Raw genomic sequence first — 15693 nt, 5'->3', positions numbered from 1 at the left:
GGAGACAGGAAATGAGTTATCGATTGGGTGTGGACGTCGGCGGTACGTTTACCGACTTTTTGTTGTTGAACGAACAAAGCGGCGAGACGTTTACCGCCAAGGTGCCGTCAACACCCGAGGACCAGTCGATAGGTGTTCTCAACGGTGTGGCTCGTGTCTGCGAGCAGACGGGTATTACCCCCAGTGACATCAAGCTGGTCATGCACGGCACGACCGTTGCAACCAATGCGGTGTTGACGGGTCGCGGTGCGACGGTGGGTCTGATTACCACGGCGGGTTACGAGGATACGCTGCAGGTAGCGCGCTCGTTCTGCCCGGGTGGTTTGGGTGGCTGGGTGAGCTATGTCAAGAAGCCGCTGCTGGCGCCGCTGGAGCTGACCATTGGCGCAACCGAGCGCCTTGCGGCCGACGGCTCGGTGGTGACTCCGCTTGACGAAGATGCCCTGCGTCGTGATCTGAAGGAACTGCGCGCCAAGGGCGGCATCCAGGCGCTGACCATCTGCTTTATCAATGCGTACATGAACGGCGAGCACGAAGCCCGCGCCCGTGATATCGCCCTCGAGATTTTTGACGACGTACCGATTTCGATCTCCAGCGAAGTCGTCCCCGAGATGCAGGAATACGAGCGTACCGAGACCACGGTGGTGAACTCCTACGTGCGTCCGGAAGTGCAGATTTATGTGGATAACCTGCAGAACGCCCTGGAAGAGCGCCTGGGCAAGGACACGCATCTGTCGATTCTGCGTTCCGATGGCGGTCTGGCGTCCAGCCGTGCCGCAGCGGACTCACCGGTTAACCTGTTGATGTCAGGCCCCGCCGGTGGCGTGACTGGCGCGCTGTTCTTCTGCGAGCAGGCCGGGTTCAGAAATATTCTGACTTTTGATATGGGTGGCACTTCGACCGACGTGGCACTGATCCAGAACGCGCGGGCTCGAGTCCGGCGTGAGACCTTTGTCGGTGATGTGCGCGTGCGTGCGCCATCGGTAGACGTGCGCACCGTAGGTGCGGGCGGCGGCTCGATTGCCTTTGTTCCCGAACTGACCAAAGCGCTGCGCGTAGGTCCTGAATCCGCAGGCGCCGTCCCCGGTCCTGCCTGTTACATGAAGGGCGGTGAAGAGCCGACGGTGTGTGACGCTAACGTGGTACTGGGTTACCTGCCCTCCGACGTACAGCTCGGCGGCGCGATGGAGATCAACCGCGATGCCTCCGAGAAGGCCGTGCAGAAAGTGGCGGACGCCATGGGTATCTCAGTCATGGAGGCTGCTGAAGGTATTGTAAAGATCGCCAACGAGGCGATGTTCGGTGCGCTGCGCCTGGTGTCGGTGGAGCAGGGCTATGACCCTCGCGACTTCGCCCTGGTCGGATTCGGCGGAGCCGGTCCCCTGCACGCCAACGCCCTGGGCAGGCTCAGTGGCGCCTGGCCGGTGATTGTACCGCCGGGCCCCGGCGTACTGTGTGCCTACGGTGATGCCACGACCCGGGTACAGGATGAAGCGACCCGTACCTACATCACGATGGCCGAAGCCATCAGTACCGATCAGCTCGAAGCGGACCTCAAGGAACTCAAGGCACGCGCCAGCGAATCCTTGATGGCGGATGGCATTGATCCTGAGCGTCTGGAAACAACGTACCAGGCGGATCTGCGCTATCAGGGTCAGGCGTTCCAGATCACGGTGGAGTTCACCGCCGAAGAGCTGCACGAGAAAGGCCTGGCGTTGATTACCGACCAGTTCGATGACGAGCACGAGCAGCTGTTTACGTTCAAGCTCGGCGACGGTCACGAGATTCTGATGATCCGCGCGGTGGTCTCCGCCCGCAGCAGCCTCGAAGCCGATGTCACGATTGCCGAGGCGCAGGGTGACATCGCCGATGCCAAGATCCACGACACCCGATTTTACGCCGAGGGCGAGTGGTACGACGCGAAGATCTACGATCGCGGCCGACTCGGTGCGGGCCACGTCGTGCCCGGCCCATCGATTGTCAGTGAGATGGATTCAACCACCGTCATCCTGCCGGGCTACGCGGGCAGGGTCGATAAAGTGGGCAATCTGCTCATAGAACCGGTTTGAGGAGTTAATGATGAGCGCGCGAATTATTGAAACGAACCACGAGCCCCTCAACACGATTGATGTGGACGGTATTACCGTTGACCTCATTGAGAACGCGCTGCGCAACGCGCGTGAGGAAATGGATGCGGTACTGTTCCGCACAGCGATGTCACCGGGTATTCGGGAGCAGGGTGACTGCTTCCCGATGATTGCGAACAAGGACGGCAAGATGGTGGTGGGGCAGTTTGGCTCCTTCATCGGTCCGTTCCTGAGCGCCTATGACGCGGATATCGAAGAAGGCGACATTATTATCACCAACGATCCGTACATGTGTAACGGTGCGGTGTCGCACCTGCCCGATTGGGTCGTGCTGGTGCCCATCTTCCGCAACGGTCGGCACATCGCCTGGTCGGCGATGTTCGGTCACATGTCCGATAACGGCGGCATGGTGCCTGGCTCGATTCCGATTGAGGCGACCACGATCTACCAGGAAGGCATTCGCATCCCGCCGACCAAGCTGTACAAGAAGGGCGTGCTGCAGGAAGACTTGCTGGAGCTGATCCTGCACAACGTGCGCACCCCCCAGTGGAACCGCTTTGACCTCAATGCTCTGGTCGCCGCGTGCAACACCGCATCGCGCCGGGTAGTGGAGCTCGCCGAGCGCTTTGATGACGACACCCTGACCTCAACCATGGGCATCATGCTGGAGCGTAACCTCAGTGCCATGAAGCACGTCATTGAGATGATTATCCCGGAAGAGCCCCGGGTGTTCGAGGACTATCTGTGTGATGACGGCATGGGCATGGGTCCCTACAAGATGCGCTGCAAGATGTGGCGCGAGGGCTCCAAGGCGATCTTTGATTTTGACGGCACCGATCCGCAGGCCCAGAGCTCGGTGAATTTCTTCCTCAACGAGAACATGTTCAAGATGTTCTTCGGTTCCTTCACCATCAACGTGGTCGATCCGCAGATTGTGTTCAATGACGGATTCTACGACCTGGTCGATGTGCGTATCCCCGAGGGTACGCTGTTAAAGCCCAAGTTCCCGGCGGCGCTATCGGGTCGCACCCACGCCCTGGGCCGGCTGTTCGATATTCTCGGTGCGCTGATTGGTATGGGTGCACCGGAGCAGATGCTGAGTGCCGCCGGGTTCTCGGATTCACCGCACCTGTTCTACAGCGGCTATGACAAGAACAACGAATGGTTCCAGCTGTTCCAGATCGGCTTTGGCGGCATTCCCGGGCGTCCGGTCGGTGACGGCCCCGATGGCCACAGCCTGTGGCCGGGCTTTACCAATGTGCCCAACGAGTTTATCGAGTCCTACTTCCCGCTGCGCATTGAGCGCTACGAGACCATTCCGGATTCCGGCGGTGCCGGGCTGCACCGCGGGGGTAACGGCCTGAGTGTGGCGTATCGGTTCCTCGCCGACGGCGAGATCGGTATTCACGACGATCGCTGGCTGATTCACCCCTGGGGTGTCCTCGGCGGTGAAACCGGCACCCGTTCCACCAAGCGCATGGTGCGCACCGACGGTTCTGAGGAATGGTTGGGGTCCAAGGTGGAAGGGATCAAGGTCAAGGCCGGCGATGTGCTCTACTTCAACACCTGGGGTGGCGGTGGCTGGGGTGATCCCTACGACCGCGATCCGGAGCTGGTGCGTACCGATATCAACCGGCGCCTGGTCACGGTTGAGGGTGCGCGTCGCTACGGTGTGGTCATGGCCGACGACGGTACGGTCGACACTGCAGCCACCGAGGCGCTGCGCGCCGAGCTGCGTGCTACCCGGGGCGAGATCACGGAGGTGTTCAACCACGGTGGCAGCATTGACGAGCTCAAGGCCCGCTGTCTCGAAGATACCGGGCTCGAACCCCCCGTATCGCCGAGTTTCCAGAAATCGGCGTAGTTTTCTTGCGCACTAACAAAAGCCACCCATGGGGTGGCTTTTTTTTGGGTTCAACGCGGGTTAGCGGGATCAAGGCGTGCACTGCGCCGGCCAGGTACCACATCAGGCACGACGTTGTACGCAAAGTACATGCGGGGTCATAGGCGATCCCTAAATACGCAAGGAACCTCTTTTAGCGGGCCGCAAACCGGCTATTGGTCTCTCAGGCGGTGACACCCGAAGCCTTGAGTTCGGCGAGTTCGTCTGCCGATAAGTTCAACAGGTCGCCAAGCACTTCGTCGTTGTGACTGCCAATGCGTCCGCCAGGCCATTGGGTAGCCCCCGGTGTTTGCGATAGCTTCGGCATGATTGCCGGAATTTTCAGTGGCTTTCCGTCAATCTCGACGGACTCGAACATGCCCCTGGCCTGATAGTGCGGATCGTCCATCATGTCGGCGACGCTGTAGATGGGACCGACGGGCACCCGAACGTCTTCGAGGCGTTGGATAACCTCGGTCGAGTCGATACCGGCGCACCAGTCAGCCAAGGCCTGATCGAGACGGTCCTGGTGCACCACCCGACCGGCATTGTGTTCGAGCTCTGGGTCTTCGGCCATATCGGGCCTGCCCACTTCAATCATCAGTCGCTTGAAAATGGAGTCGCCATTGCCGCCAATGATCACATACTTGCCGTCTTTACACAGATAGGTGTTGGTGGGCACGATGCCGGTGATGGTTGTCCCTGAAGGCTCCCGCACCACGTTGGCACCGTCGTACTCAGGGACGATTCCCTCGAGCAGATTAAAGATCGATTCGTAAAGCGCCACGTCAACGACCTGTCCAGCGCCCGATTTGCTCCGCTCGATGACCGCGAGGGCGACACCGAGCGCGGCATGGATTGCTGACAGGGTGTCGCCGATGGATATGTTGGGTCTGACCGGTGTTTTACCGGGCTCACCATTGATGTAACGCAATCCACCATAGCCCTCGGTCACCGATGCGTAGCCCGGTTTCGCGGCAAAGGGTCCGTCCTGGCCGTAGCCCGATATGCGGGTATAAATGATACCCGGGTTTTCTGGCTTTATGTCGTCGGGACCGAGCCCCCAGCTCTCCATCGCGCCCGGCCGAAAGTTCTCGACCACGATATCGGCCATGAGCAGGAGTTGCTTGGCAAGTTCGCGCCCACGATCGGTCTTGAGATCCAGGGTGACGCTTTTTTTATTGCGACCCAACGAGTGATACCAGAGCGAGGTGCCGTTTCGCACTTCTCGCCAGCCGCGAATCGGATCGCCGGTTGGTGGCTCGACCTTGATCACCTCGGCACCGAAATAGCCGAGAATCGTACCGGTAAATGGTCCCGCCAGTAGTTGCCCCATCTCGATAACGCGGAGCCCTTCCAGTGGACGCGATTGACTCATGATAATGCCCTCACCCTGTGAGCCGTGAGTATACTTCAGAGATTCATATCCGAGTCTGTGTTGCTACGAATACGGTCACTGTCTGTGGGCGCACGATCAGGCTGTGGCGTGTTTCGTTATCACGGGCCGTTGTTTGCGTAGTGCATTGGCCAAGGTCCAGCGACCAGAATGTCTGGTGTGGGAGTTTTAGAAAAAGCGATGCGTTTGCCGCCGACGTTCAAGCCGTCTACCGACCTTGCACAGTACTGACCGAGGTACGTATAGAGCGCCCTTGGTAGCATAAGATCAGCTTGTGCTCGAGCCGTTCGTTCCGGAGGTCATATCGAAATCCCGATTTTACTCAGTAGCACTTTCTTCCTGCCAGACCTCCATGCCGGGGCAGGCACAGAACAGGTTGCGGTCGCCGTAGACGTTATCCACCCGGGAAACCGGTGCCCAGTATTTGTCCTGTCGTAACGACGCCACCGGATAGGCCGCCTGCTGACGGGTGTAGCTGTGGGGCCAGTTATCTGAAGTCACCAGTGAGAGGGTGTGTGGCGCATTCTTCAGTGGATTATCCTCCGCATCGAGGGCGCCACTTTCGACTCGTCGGATCTCTTCACGGATGGCAATCATGGCGTCGCAGAAGCGGTCGAGTTCGGCGAGTGATTCCGATTCGGTGGGCTCGATCATGAGCGTTCCTGCCACAGGGAAGGACATGGTGGGGGCGTGGAAGCCGAAGTCCACCAGGCGTTTGGCGACGTCCTCTTCGGAAATGCCGGTAGCGGCTTTAAGAGGGCGGATGTCGACGATGCATTCGTGTGCCACGGTGCCCGCACTGCCGGTGTAGAGAATATCGAAATGCCGCTGCAGGCGATGCGCCACATAGTTGGCATTCAATATCGCGACCTCGCTCGCCCGGGTAAGGCCCTCGGCCCCCATCAGGGCGATATACGTCCAGGAGATGGGCAGTATCGAGGCGCTTCCGTAGGGTGCCGAGGAGACCGTATCATTTTCCGCGGGCAGTCCCGGTATTGGCGCAACCGTTGAGTTGGGCAGGTAGTCGGCGAGATGCCCGCGAACACCGATGGGGCCCATGCCGGGACCACCACCCCCGTGAGGGATACAGAATGTTTTGTGCAGATTGAGGTGTGAAACATCGGCGCCAAAATGGCCCGGTGCCGCGAGTCCAATCAGCGCATTGAGGTTGGCACCGTCGACATACACCTGCCCGCCGTGGTCGTGAATCAAGGCGCAGAGATCGACAATGGATTCTTCGAACACGCCGTGGGTCGATGGGTAAGTCACCATAATCGCGGCGAGGCGTTCGCTGTGCTGGGTGACCTTGTCCCTTAAGTCGCTCATATCGACGTTGCCCTGGGTATCGCAGGCGACAATGACCACCTGCATCCCGGCCATGACCGCGCTGGCGGGATTGGTTCCGTGGGCCGATGAGGGAATCAGGCAGATATCCCGCTGGTGATCGCCCCGGGCCTGGTGATAACGACGAATCGCCAGCAGCCCGGCGTACTCACCCTGGGAGCCGGCATTGGGCTGCAGCGACATAGCGTCATAGCCGGTGCATTCGCACAGCCACGCCTCGAGTTCCTTGAACAGGGCCTGATAACCCCGACACTGGTCCATGGGTGCGAAGGGGTGAAGGCGTGCGAATTCAGGCCAGGTAACCGGTAGCATCTCGGTGGTGGCATTGAGCTTCATGGTGCAGCTGCCCAATGGAATCATTGCCCGGGTCAGCGAAATATCCTTGTTTTCCAGACGTTTGAGGTAGCGCAGCATCGCCGTCTCAGAATGAAAATCGTTGAATAGGGGATGCTGCAGGTAGTCGACCTCCCGCCGGAGGGCTTCGGGGATTCCTGATGGGGCCAGTTGTTCGTCTACCGCCGATGGCGGGATATCGGCACCCAGCAGCGTGGCTAACTGGGCGACTTCCGAAAACGTGGTCGTCTCATCGAGGGCGATACCGACGGCGTCGTGGCCGACCACCCGTAGATTGAAACCCGAATCGAGTGCTGCCTCGATCAATGTGGATTGCGCCTCACCGACCTCGACCGTCAGCGTGTCAAACCAGTGCTCGTTGCGCACCGTGATACCGGCATCAGCCAGTGCCTGTCGCAGTAGGGACGTCAGTCCATGAACACGCTCGCCGATTCGGCGCAGACCCCGGGGCCCGTGGTACATCGCGTAGAGCGCGGCCATAATGGCCAGTAGCGCCTGGGCAGTGCAAATATTACTCGTCGCTTTTTCACGTCGGATATGTTGCTCGCGGGTTTGCATGGCCATACGCAGAGCGCTGTTGCCGTGACGGTCCACCGATACGCCGATGATGCGTCCGGGGGTGGACCGTTTGTACGCCTCTCGGGTGGCGAAGAAGGCGGCGTGGGGCCCGCCAAAACCCATCGGCACGCCGAAGCGCTGGGTATTGCCGACAACGACATCCACACCCTGCGCGCCGGGGGATTCCAGTAGGGTGAGTGCCAGCAGGTCGCTGGCCGCGACCACCAGGGTATTGCGCGCATGGCCTGCTTCCGTGATGGCTTTGAGATCAACGACGTTGCCGTAGGTGCCCGGGTATTGAACCAGCAGGCCGAAGGCCTCCCCGGGATCCAGCAGTTCGTCGGGGTTTGCGACATCAACCATAAGACCCAGCGGCTCCGCCCGAGAGCGGAGCAGGGCAATGGTTTGGGGGTGGCAGTCACCGGCAACCACAAAACGCTTGCTCCGGTTCTTCTTGTTCACCCGCTGCACCAGCGTCATGGCTTCCGCCGCCGCCGTTCCCTCATCGAGTAGCGAGGCATTGGCGAGGTCCATGCCAGTGAGGTCCATGACCATCTGCTGAAAAGTGAGCAGGACTTCGAGTCGGCCCTGGGAAATTTCAGGTTGATAGGGCGTGTAAGCCGTGTACCAACCGGGGTTTTCCAATACGTTGCGTTGAATGACAGCGGGGGTGAAGGTGTCGTGGTAGCCCATGCCAATGACGCTGCGTTTCACGACATTTTGATCCGCGTAGTGTTGCAAATACTCCAGCACCTGTTGCTCGCTGCGGGGCCCCTCAAGGTTCATGGGCGCGGCGCGCCGAATCTGCTCGGGCAGTGTGGCGTCGATGAGGGCCTCGAGTGACGGATAGCCAATAGCCTGGGCCATCTCCGCTTGTTGGGTGGGTGTAGGACCAATGTGACGTGGCAGGAATGCCTTGTCGTCGGTCAGTTGCGCGAGGGAGGTGGCGCACTCGGGGTTTGTCATTGCGGTTCCGGCTGGGGCCCTGGCAGGCAGAGATGTGGTGACAGAAGGCATGCTAACAATCGCCGCTCCCGGCAACAATCCAGGAGGGTGTTGGAATCGGCAAATTCCCTTGCTTTGACGTGGTAATTGGCGATAAATTTTCACTCATATCACTTGCAAATGATAATGGTTCGCATTATTGTTTTCGCTGAAGTGTTTGAAGTTCGAAGATTGGAGCCGTTTGTTATGTCATCACTGTTTACTCCTGCGCCGCTTGCCGTTTCCCTGGCCGCTGTGCTGGCTGCGCCGGTTATTGCCGACGAAGCCTCGGTGGGTCTCCTTGAAGAAATGACCATTATTGGTTCTCGCGATAACGTCCGTGATCTTGCAGGAACCGGTGCGTTGATTGACTCGCAACAGTTGTCGATCGAGGTGGCTACCGATATCAACCAGCTGTTGCGCACGGTCCCGGGGCTGTATATCCGCGAGGAGGACGGCTTTGGTTTGCGGCCGAATATTGGAATCCGTGGTGCAACCTCCGAGCGTTCGGCCAAGGTGACGCTGATGGAGGATGGAATCCTGATGGCGCCCGCACCCTACGCCGCCCCCGCCGCCTATTATTTTCCGACGACCGCCAGAATGCACAGTATCGAAGTGCTCAAAGGCGCCTCCTTACTGCGGCATGGGCCGCAAACCACCGGTGGTGTGGTGAATATGGTATCCACCCCGATTCCCGAGCAGGCCGGCGGACGCCTCCGTTTGAGTTATGGCCAGGATAATCAGGGTGATTTGCTGGCCAACTATGGAATGCGCATGGGTAATTTTTCGGCGCTGGTGGAGACCACCCAGCGGCATTCGGATGGCTTCAAGTCTATCGACCGCTCGGGCAATGACACCGGGTACCGTATCGAAGATTATCTGGTGAAGCTTGGCTGGGAAGGCGAGCGACAGTCACTGCTGGTCAAGGCCCAGCATTCCATCGAGGAGTCGGATGAGACGTACCTGGGCCTCACCGATGTCGATTTTGCAGCCGATGAAGAGCGTCGCTACGGTCTGTCGATACTCGATGAAATGGATACCCGGCACACGGGCCTGAGTGTCAATTATCAGCTTGCCCTCAGTGAACAGGCCACACTGACCGCCTCTGTTTACCGCAATGAGTTCAGCCGTGACTGGTTCAAGCTCGATAATGGCGGCCAGTGGTTAGAGGCGGCCAACGCCGGCGATGCAACGGCGCAGGGAATTCTCGACGGTACGGTGGATGTGGCCGATGTCCGGGTGAAACACAACAACCGATCCTATGTCTCCGAGGGTGTCCAGGCTAATGTCGATTGGGTCCTCAACAATCACTCGCTGGCGCTGGGTGCGCGGGTGCACCGGGACGATGTAGATCGCTTTCAGCCGGTCGAGGTCTATGACCAGATCGATGGTGAGCTGGTTTACCGGGATGTGGTTGCCCCCACGGGTAGCAATAACCGGCTTGAAGGTGCGGATGCCGAAGCATTCTGGTTGACCGATCAGTGGCGGGTCACCGACGCACTCAGAGTCGATTTGGCGCTGCGCTACGAGACCATTGATTCCAGGCAGCGGCGTTTTGCCGATCCCGAGCGCTCCACCGTGTCGGCGCAACGCAGCAATAGCAACAGTGAATGGTTGCCCGGTATTTCCGCGCGCTATCAGTGGAATGACAACCTGCAGCTTATTGCCGGCGTTCATCGCGGCTTTTCACCGCTGGGTTCGGGTGCAACCGAATCGGAGGATCCCGAGACCAGTATCAACTGGGAGGCCGGTTTCCGATGGGACTCGGACGTGTTTGTCGAAGCGGTGGGCTTTTACAGTGACTTCTCCGACAAGGCCGAGAACTGCTCCAACGCCGATCCCTGCTCCAATGGCGCGACCTCGGGCAGTTTTACCACGGGGGAGGCCGTGATCTCTGGCCTTGAGGTTCAGGCGGGCACTATTTTTGACTGGGGTAGCACCACTATTCCACTGACCCTGATGTACACCCATACGATCGCCGAAGCCGATGGCGACAACCCGGTTTCCGGGGTGCGGGATGGCGATACTTTGGCGTCGATCCCGGAAAACACGCTGAGCCTGCGTACGGGCATTGAAACCACCATGGGCTGGGACAGCTACGCCGTGGTTAAATTCAGCGACAACATGTGCGTGGATATCGGCTGCAATCGTTCCGACTCGCGTTTTTCAGAGACCGACAGCTATCTCGTGGTTGACCTTGTCAGTCGCTACGCTATTCGCGATGGTCTGATTGGTTTTGCCAAGATTGAGAATGTCTTTGACGAGCGCGCCGTGGTGTCGCGCCAGCCCGACGGCCCCCGCCCCAATAAGCCGTTTACCGCCTCGGTAGGCGCCGAGTGGCAGTTCTGAGCGCTGCAAAAGACAGCTGACGCTATCGGCTATCAGCTATCGGCTCAGGCCGGTGGCTGGTAGCGTACATCCAAAAGATACCAGTACTGGTCCCCCGAAGGACTGTCGATAGTGATCTCGCTATCAATCGGTTTGCCGAGTAGCGCGCGTCCCAGTGGCGAATCGCAGCTGAGCTTTCCCGCCTGAAGGTCGAACTCGTCGGGCCCGACCACTCGCCAGGTCACCCGCTCCCCGTCGGGATTTTCCAGATCCACCCAGGCGCCAAAATAGGCTTTGCCGCGATCGCTGGGCGGGTCGCGTACGACGGTCAATTCCTCAAGTCGCTTGCGCAGAAAACGGACGCGGGAATCGATTTCCCGCAAACGCTTCTTGCCGTAGATATAATCCCCGTTTTCGGACCGATCGCCATTGCCAGCGGCGGCCTGAACCGCGGCGGTGACTACCGGGCGCTCCTCCTTCCAGAGTGCCTGTAACTCGGCTCGAAGTGCGGCCTCACCTTCGGGGGTGATATACGGCGAGCCCTTGGCTCTCGGTGGTCGATAACGTCCCATGGGAGCAGTGTAGGAAATCTTTGCGCGGCGTGTTAGTACAATAATTGCGGTCAGGGCATAGTAAGGATTGGTGGGGAAAGGATTTATGGTTTGTCGACAGGGACGGCTTTTCTGTTCGCTAATGGTGGTAACGCTACTGACCGCCAGTCTGGCTCGGGCGCAGGAGTGCGCCGACATCGGCTCCAGTACTCAACAGGGTGGATTGCTCTGGGGTCGTGTTCTGCCTGGCAGTGAGGTGCGTCTCGATGAAACGGTCGTACCGGTGCTGCCCGATGGTCTATTCCTGTTGGGTTTTGGTCGCGATGCGGCGCCCCACTACACGTTAAATGTCGTGAGCGCGAGCGGCGATTGCGCACAGTCAATTACGGTAAAGGCTCGTGAGTACAACATCCAGCGCGTGGAAGGGGTGCCCCAGCGCACCGTTGAGCCGCCCCAGGAGCAACTGGAACGGATTGCGCGGGAGCGCGCGATTGTCCGCGCCGCCAAGACCCGGCGGATAATCCGGCCGGATCTTCTCGATGCCGCCCGCGACGGGTTTTCATGGCCCGCGGTGGGTCCAATATCGGGGGTTTACGGCAGCCAGCGGTTTTACAATGGCAAGCCCGGCTCTCCCCATTACGGTGTGGATGTGGCCGTACCGACCGGCAGTCCGGTGGTCGCTCCGGCACCGGGCATCGTCACGCTGGCGGAACCCGACCTGTTTTATTCGGGCGGCACAGTGATTCTCGATCACGGTTATGGGCTGTCCTCTTCGTTTTTGCACATGAGCCGCGTCGATGTTGCAGTGGGCGATGAGCTTGCTGTGGGTGACCCCATTGGCGCTGTCGGTGCCACGGGGCGTGCGACCGGCGCCCATCTCGACTGGCGTATGAGCTGGATGAACGAGCGCATCGACCCGCAGCTGCTCGTCCCGGCGATGCCTGAATCGCAATAACGCCGTATACTGCCCCCCACAAAAAAGCAGGAGTTGCTTGTGCTTGATCGAAAATTACTGGAAATCCTCGTCTGTCCGGTGAGCAAGGCGCCGCTGGAATACGATGAAGAAAAGCAGGAGCTCATTTGTCGGGCCAGTGGGCTTGCGTATCCCATCCGTGATGATATTCCCGCCATGCTGGAAAGCGAGGCGCGACTGCTGACCGCCGACGAAAAGCTGCGTTAACGGGAGTCGGAGAATGTCGGACACCATTTTTGGCAAGATCACCCGTGGCGAAATTCCCTCGGACTTTCTCTACGAGGACGACCAGTGTGTGGTTATTCGCGATATCAGTCCGCAGGCGCCTACCCATGTATTGGTTATCCCCCGGACCCCGATTCCGCGATTGGTTGATGCCGATGTTGAGCATCAGGCGTTGCTGGGGCATCTGATGCTGGTGGTGGGCAGGGTGGCGCAGCAACTCGGTGTGGGCGATGGCTTTCGTCTGGTCGTTAACAACGGTGAAGACGGCGGGCAAACCGTGTTTCACCTTCATCTACATATCCTTGCCGGACAACCTATGGACGAGGCGGATACCGCCGGTGATCTTTAACGCCCCTTACTTTTTGAGAACTACTGCATGAAAACCGCTGAAATTCGCGAAGCGTTCCTGTCTTACTTCGAGTCGCAGCAGCATACCCGTGTTGCCTCCAGCTCACTGGTGCCCCACGACGATCCGACGCTGCTATTTACCAATGCGGGAATGAATCAATTCAAGGAAACCTTTTTAGGCCTTGAGGTGCGCGATTACACCCGCGCCACCAGTTCACAGCGCTGCGTTCGCGCCGGTGGCAAGCATAACGACCTGGAAAACGTGGGGTATACCGCTCGGCACCACACCTTTTTTGAAATGCTGGGTAACTTCAGTTTTGGTGATTATTTCAAGCGCGAGGCTATTCAGTTCGCCTGGACATTTTTGACGGAAGTATTGGGACTGCCCAAGGCTCGTCTGTGGATTACGGTACATATCAGTGACGATGAGGCGGCGGCGATCTGGATCGACGAGATCGGTATCGATCCCAATCGACTGTCCCGGCTCGATGAGGACAACTTCTGGCAAATGGGGGATACCGGTCCCTGCGGCCCGAGCTCGGAAATTTTTTACGACCACGGCGCCGACGTGCCCGGGGGGCCGCCGGGCTCCGAAGACGATGACCTCGATCGTTACATCGAGATCTGGAATCTGGTGTTCATGCAATTCAACCGTGATGCTGATGGCACGCTTCACCCGCTGCCCGCGCCTTCTGTAGACACGGGGATGGGTCTTGAGCGTATCGCCGCGGTCCTGCAGGGCGTTCACTCCAATTATGAAATCGATCTCTTCCAGGCGCTTATTGCGGCCACCGCGGCGCGCCTGGGTGTCACCGATCTCGAACACAAATCGCTGCGCGTGATCGCTGACCATTTACGCTCCTGTTGTTTTCTTGTGGCCGATGGCGTGCTGCCGGGTAACGAAGGGCGTGGCTATGTCCTGCGGCGAATTATTCGCCGCGCGATTCGACATGGCAGCAAGTTGGGCGCGGATGGCCCGTTCTTCAGCGCGCTGGTTCCCGAACTGGTGGCGCAAATGGGCGACGCCTACCCCGAACTCCGCGACAGTGAATCGCGGATAGCCTCGGCGCTGGCCAACGAAGAGGACCAGTTCGCGCGCACCCTCGATAACGGACTCTCGATACTCGATGGTGAGTTGGCCGCACTGTCGGGCACCGTGATTCCAGGCGAGCTGGTATTCCGCCTCTACGACACTTACGGCTTCCCGGTGGATCTGACCAACGATATTGCCCGGGAGCGCGGTTTCACCCTCGACCTCGACGGCTACGAAGCGGCCATGGATGAGCAGCGCAAACGTTCCCAGGAGGGCGGCAGTTTTAAAGTTGACTACAGCAACACGGTGGCGCTTGAGGGCGAAACCGAGTTTACCGGCTATGACAGCGGGGTCAGTGAGGCGACCGTGATGGCTTTGCTCAAGGATGGGGACGCGGTATCGACACTTGAAGAAGGCGATGACGGCATTGTGGTGCTTAATCGTACCCCGTTCTACGGTGAGAGCGGTGGCCAGGTCGGGGATACGGGTTTTCTCAGTGCCAATGACGTTAAGGCAGAGGTTCGCGATACCACCAAAGCTCAGGGTCACCACCTGCATCACGTCAAAATCCTGTCGGGTACGCTGGCCACAGATGCCTCTGTGCGTGCTGAAATCGACGTGTCGGTGCGCCAGCAGATTCGACTCAACCACTCGGCAACCCATCTGCTGCACGCCGCATTGCGGCAGGTACTTGGCGAGCACGTGACCCAGAAAGGCTCCTTGGTCGATTCTCAACGCCTGCGGTTTGATTTTTCGAATGAAAAGCCGGTGAGCAAGACAGAACTGTCAACGATTAGCGATATCGTCAACGAGCAGATCCGCGGAAATACCCCGGTTACCACCGAAAACATGTCGATGGACGCGGCGATGGACGCCGGCGCCATGGCTCTGTTCGGTGAAAAATACGGCGATTCGGTCCGGGTTCTGACAATGGGCAACGACCGTTTTTCAGTGGAGCTCTGTGGTGGCACTCACGTTGAAAGAACCGGCGACATCGGTGTGCTCAAGATCGTTGCCGAGTCGGGTGTAGCCGCAGGGGTGCGGCGCATTGAGGCTGTGACTGGTGCCCGGGCACTGGCGGCATTTGCTGCCGGCGAGTCCCAACTCGATGCGGTGTGCGAGGCGCTCAAGACGCGCGCCGATACTGTGGTCGATAAGGTAACCGCGCTGCGCAGCGAGGCCCGGGATCTTGAAAAGGAGGTCGCTCGTCTCAAGCAGAAGTTGGCCAGCGCTTCCGGCGGTGATCTCACCGCGGATGCGGTGGATGTCGGTGGTATCAAGGTGCTGGCGGCGACTATCGACGGCGCCGATGTCGCCACACTTCGAGAGACCCTCGATCAATGCAAAAACAAACTTGGCGATGCCGTGGTGTTACTCGCCGCTGTCGAGGGCGAAAAAATATCGCTGGTTGCCGGTGTGAGTAAGGCGTTGACGAAACAGGTCAAAGCCGGTGATTTGATGCGCGAATTCGCCGGTCGGCTGGGTGGGAAGGGCGGTGGACGCCCCGATATGGCCCAGGGTGGTGGCAGCGATGTCGCGGCTTTGCCCGCGGTGCTTGCAGATCTTCCCAATTGGGTGCAATCACAGCTGTGACGATTGACGCCGCTTTTCATTAAGGGGTAGCTGTAAC

10 protein-coding genes are annotated in these 15693 nt (G+C 59.2%); 7 read left to right on the top strand and 3 right to left on the bottom strand.

Annotated elements, in window-relative coordinates:
* Positions 1–11: 11 nt before the first annotated feature.
* Positions 12–2069: a hydantoinase/oxoprolinase family protein gene (locus tag NOR51B_RS00550; RefSeq protein ID WP_009019192.1), complete on the top strand. Its 2058-nt coding sequence runs from the start codon at positions 12–14 to the stop codon at positions 2067–2069.
* A 10-nt stretch (positions 2070–2079) separates the two neighbouring features.
* On the top strand, positions 2080–3951 hold the full coding sequence (locus NOR51B_RS00545; protein ID WP_040481456.1) for a hydantoinase B/oxoprolinase family protein: 1872 nt from the start codon (positions 2080–2082) through the stop codon (positions 3949–3951).
* 202 nt (positions 3952–4153) lie between these two features.
* Here NOR51B_RS00545 and NOR51B_RS00540 read toward each other — a convergent pair whose 3' ends face one another.
* Positions 4154–5347, bottom strand: a complete 1194-nt coding sequence (locus NOR51B_RS00540; RefSeq protein ID WP_009020974.1) for a CaiB/BaiF CoA transferase family protein — start codon at positions 5345–5347, stop codon at positions 4154–4156.
* 336 nt (positions 5348–5683) lie between these two features.
* Positions 5684–8587, bottom strand: coding sequence for an aminomethyl-transferring glycine dehydrogenase (gene gcvP / locus NOR51B_RS00535; protein WP_009020068.1), 2904 nt, complete (start codon positions 8585–8587; stop codon positions 5684–5686).
* 225 nt (positions 8588–8812) lie between these two features.
* Here gcvP and NOR51B_RS00530 point away from each other — a divergent pair, with 225 nt between their 5' ends.
* The gene (locus NOR51B_RS00530) at positions 8813–10954 is read left to right on the top strand and encodes a TonB-dependent receptor family protein (RefSeq protein WP_040482210.1); all 2142 of its coding nucleotides are present in this window, start codon (positions 8813–8815) and stop codon (positions 10952–10954) included.
* Between the two features lie 44 nt (positions 10955–10998).
* Here the strand turns inward: NOR51B_RS00530 and greB are convergent, their stop codons facing one another.
* Positions 10999–11505: a transcription elongation factor GreB gene (gene greB, locus NOR51B_RS00525; protein WP_009020731.1), complete on the bottom strand. Its 507-nt coding sequence runs from the start codon at positions 11503–11505 to the stop codon at positions 10999–11001.
* Positions 11506–11590: 85 nt separating this feature from the next.
* Between greB and NOR51B_RS00520 the strand changes: the two genes are divergently transcribed.
* Genes NOR51B_RS00520 through alaS form a run of 4 tightly spaced genes read left to right on the top strand, consistent with a single transcriptional unit; the run spans position 11591 to position 15656 of the window.
* Positions 11591–12439 (top strand): M23 family metallopeptidase, encoded by an 849-nt coding sequence (locus tag NOR51B_RS00520; protein WP_195891456.1) that lies wholly within the window; start codon positions 11591–11593, stop codon positions 12437–12439.
* 39 nt (positions 12440–12478) lie between these two features.
* Positions 12479–12664 carry a Trm112 family protein gene (locus NOR51B_RS00515; protein WP_009021135.1) on the top strand — a complete coding sequence of 62 codons (186 nt, stop codon included), beginning with the start codon at positions 12479–12481 and terminating at the stop codon, positions 12662–12664.
* Positions 12665–12677: 13 nt separating this feature from the next.
* Positions 12678–13031: a histidine triad nucleotide-binding protein gene (locus NOR51B_RS00510; protein WP_009018970.1), complete on the top strand. Its 354-nt coding sequence runs from the start codon at positions 12678–12680 to the stop codon at positions 13029–13031.
* Positions 13032–13058: 27 nt separating this feature from the next.
* Entirely contained in the window at positions 13059–15656 is a 2598-nt protein-coding gene (alaS, locus tag NOR51B_RS00505; RefSeq protein ID WP_009021130.1) for an alanine--tRNA ligase, read from the top strand.
* The last annotated feature ends 37 nt before the right edge of the window (positions 15657–15693 follow it).

Source organism: Luminiphilus syltensis NOR5-1B, from assembly GCF_000158175.1.
GTDB lineage: Bacteria > Pseudomonadota > Gammaproteobacteria > Pseudomonadales > Halieaceae > Luminiphilus > Luminiphilus syltensis.
Note: the sequence above shows the minus strand (reverse complement) of the source record. Positions and strands in the feature narration are given on the sequence as shown.

Bases quoted from the DNA above. Each gene is read 5' to 3' on its own strand.
- NOR51B_RS00550 (WP_009019192.1), top strand. From the start codon at position 12: ATGAGTTATCGATTGGGTGTGGACGTCGGCGGTACGTTTACCGACTTT.
- NOR51B_RS00545 (WP_040481456.1), top strand. From the start codon at position 2,080: ATGAGCGCGCGAATTATTGAAACGAACCACGAGCCCCTCAACACGATT.
- NOR51B_RS00540 (WP_009020974.1), bottom strand. From the start codon at position 5,347: ATGAGTCAATCGCGTCCACTGGAAGGGCTCCGCGTTATCGAGATGGGG.
- gcvP (WP_009020068.1), bottom strand. From the start codon at position 8,587: ATGACAAACCCCGAGTGCGCCACCTCCCTCGCGCAACTGACCGACGAC.
- NOR51B_RS00530 (WP_040482210.1), top strand. From the start codon at position 8,813: ATGTCATCACTGTTTACTCCTGCGCCGCTTGCCGTTTCCCTGGCCGCT.
- greB (WP_009020731.1), bottom strand. From the start codon at position 11,505: ATGGGACGTTATCGACCACCGAGAGCCAAGGGCTCGCCGTATATCACC.
- NOR51B_RS00520 (WP_195891456.1), top strand. From the start codon at position 11,591: ATGGTTTGTCGACAGGGACGGCTTTTCTGTTCGCTAATGGTGGTAACG.
- NOR51B_RS00510 (WP_009018970.1), top strand. From the start codon at position 12,678: ATGTCGGACACCATTTTTGGCAAGATCACCCGTGGCGAAATTCCCTCG.
- alaS (WP_009021130.1), top strand. From the start codon at position 13,059: ATGAAAACCGCTGAAATTCGCGAAGCGTTCCTGTCTTACTTCGAGTCG.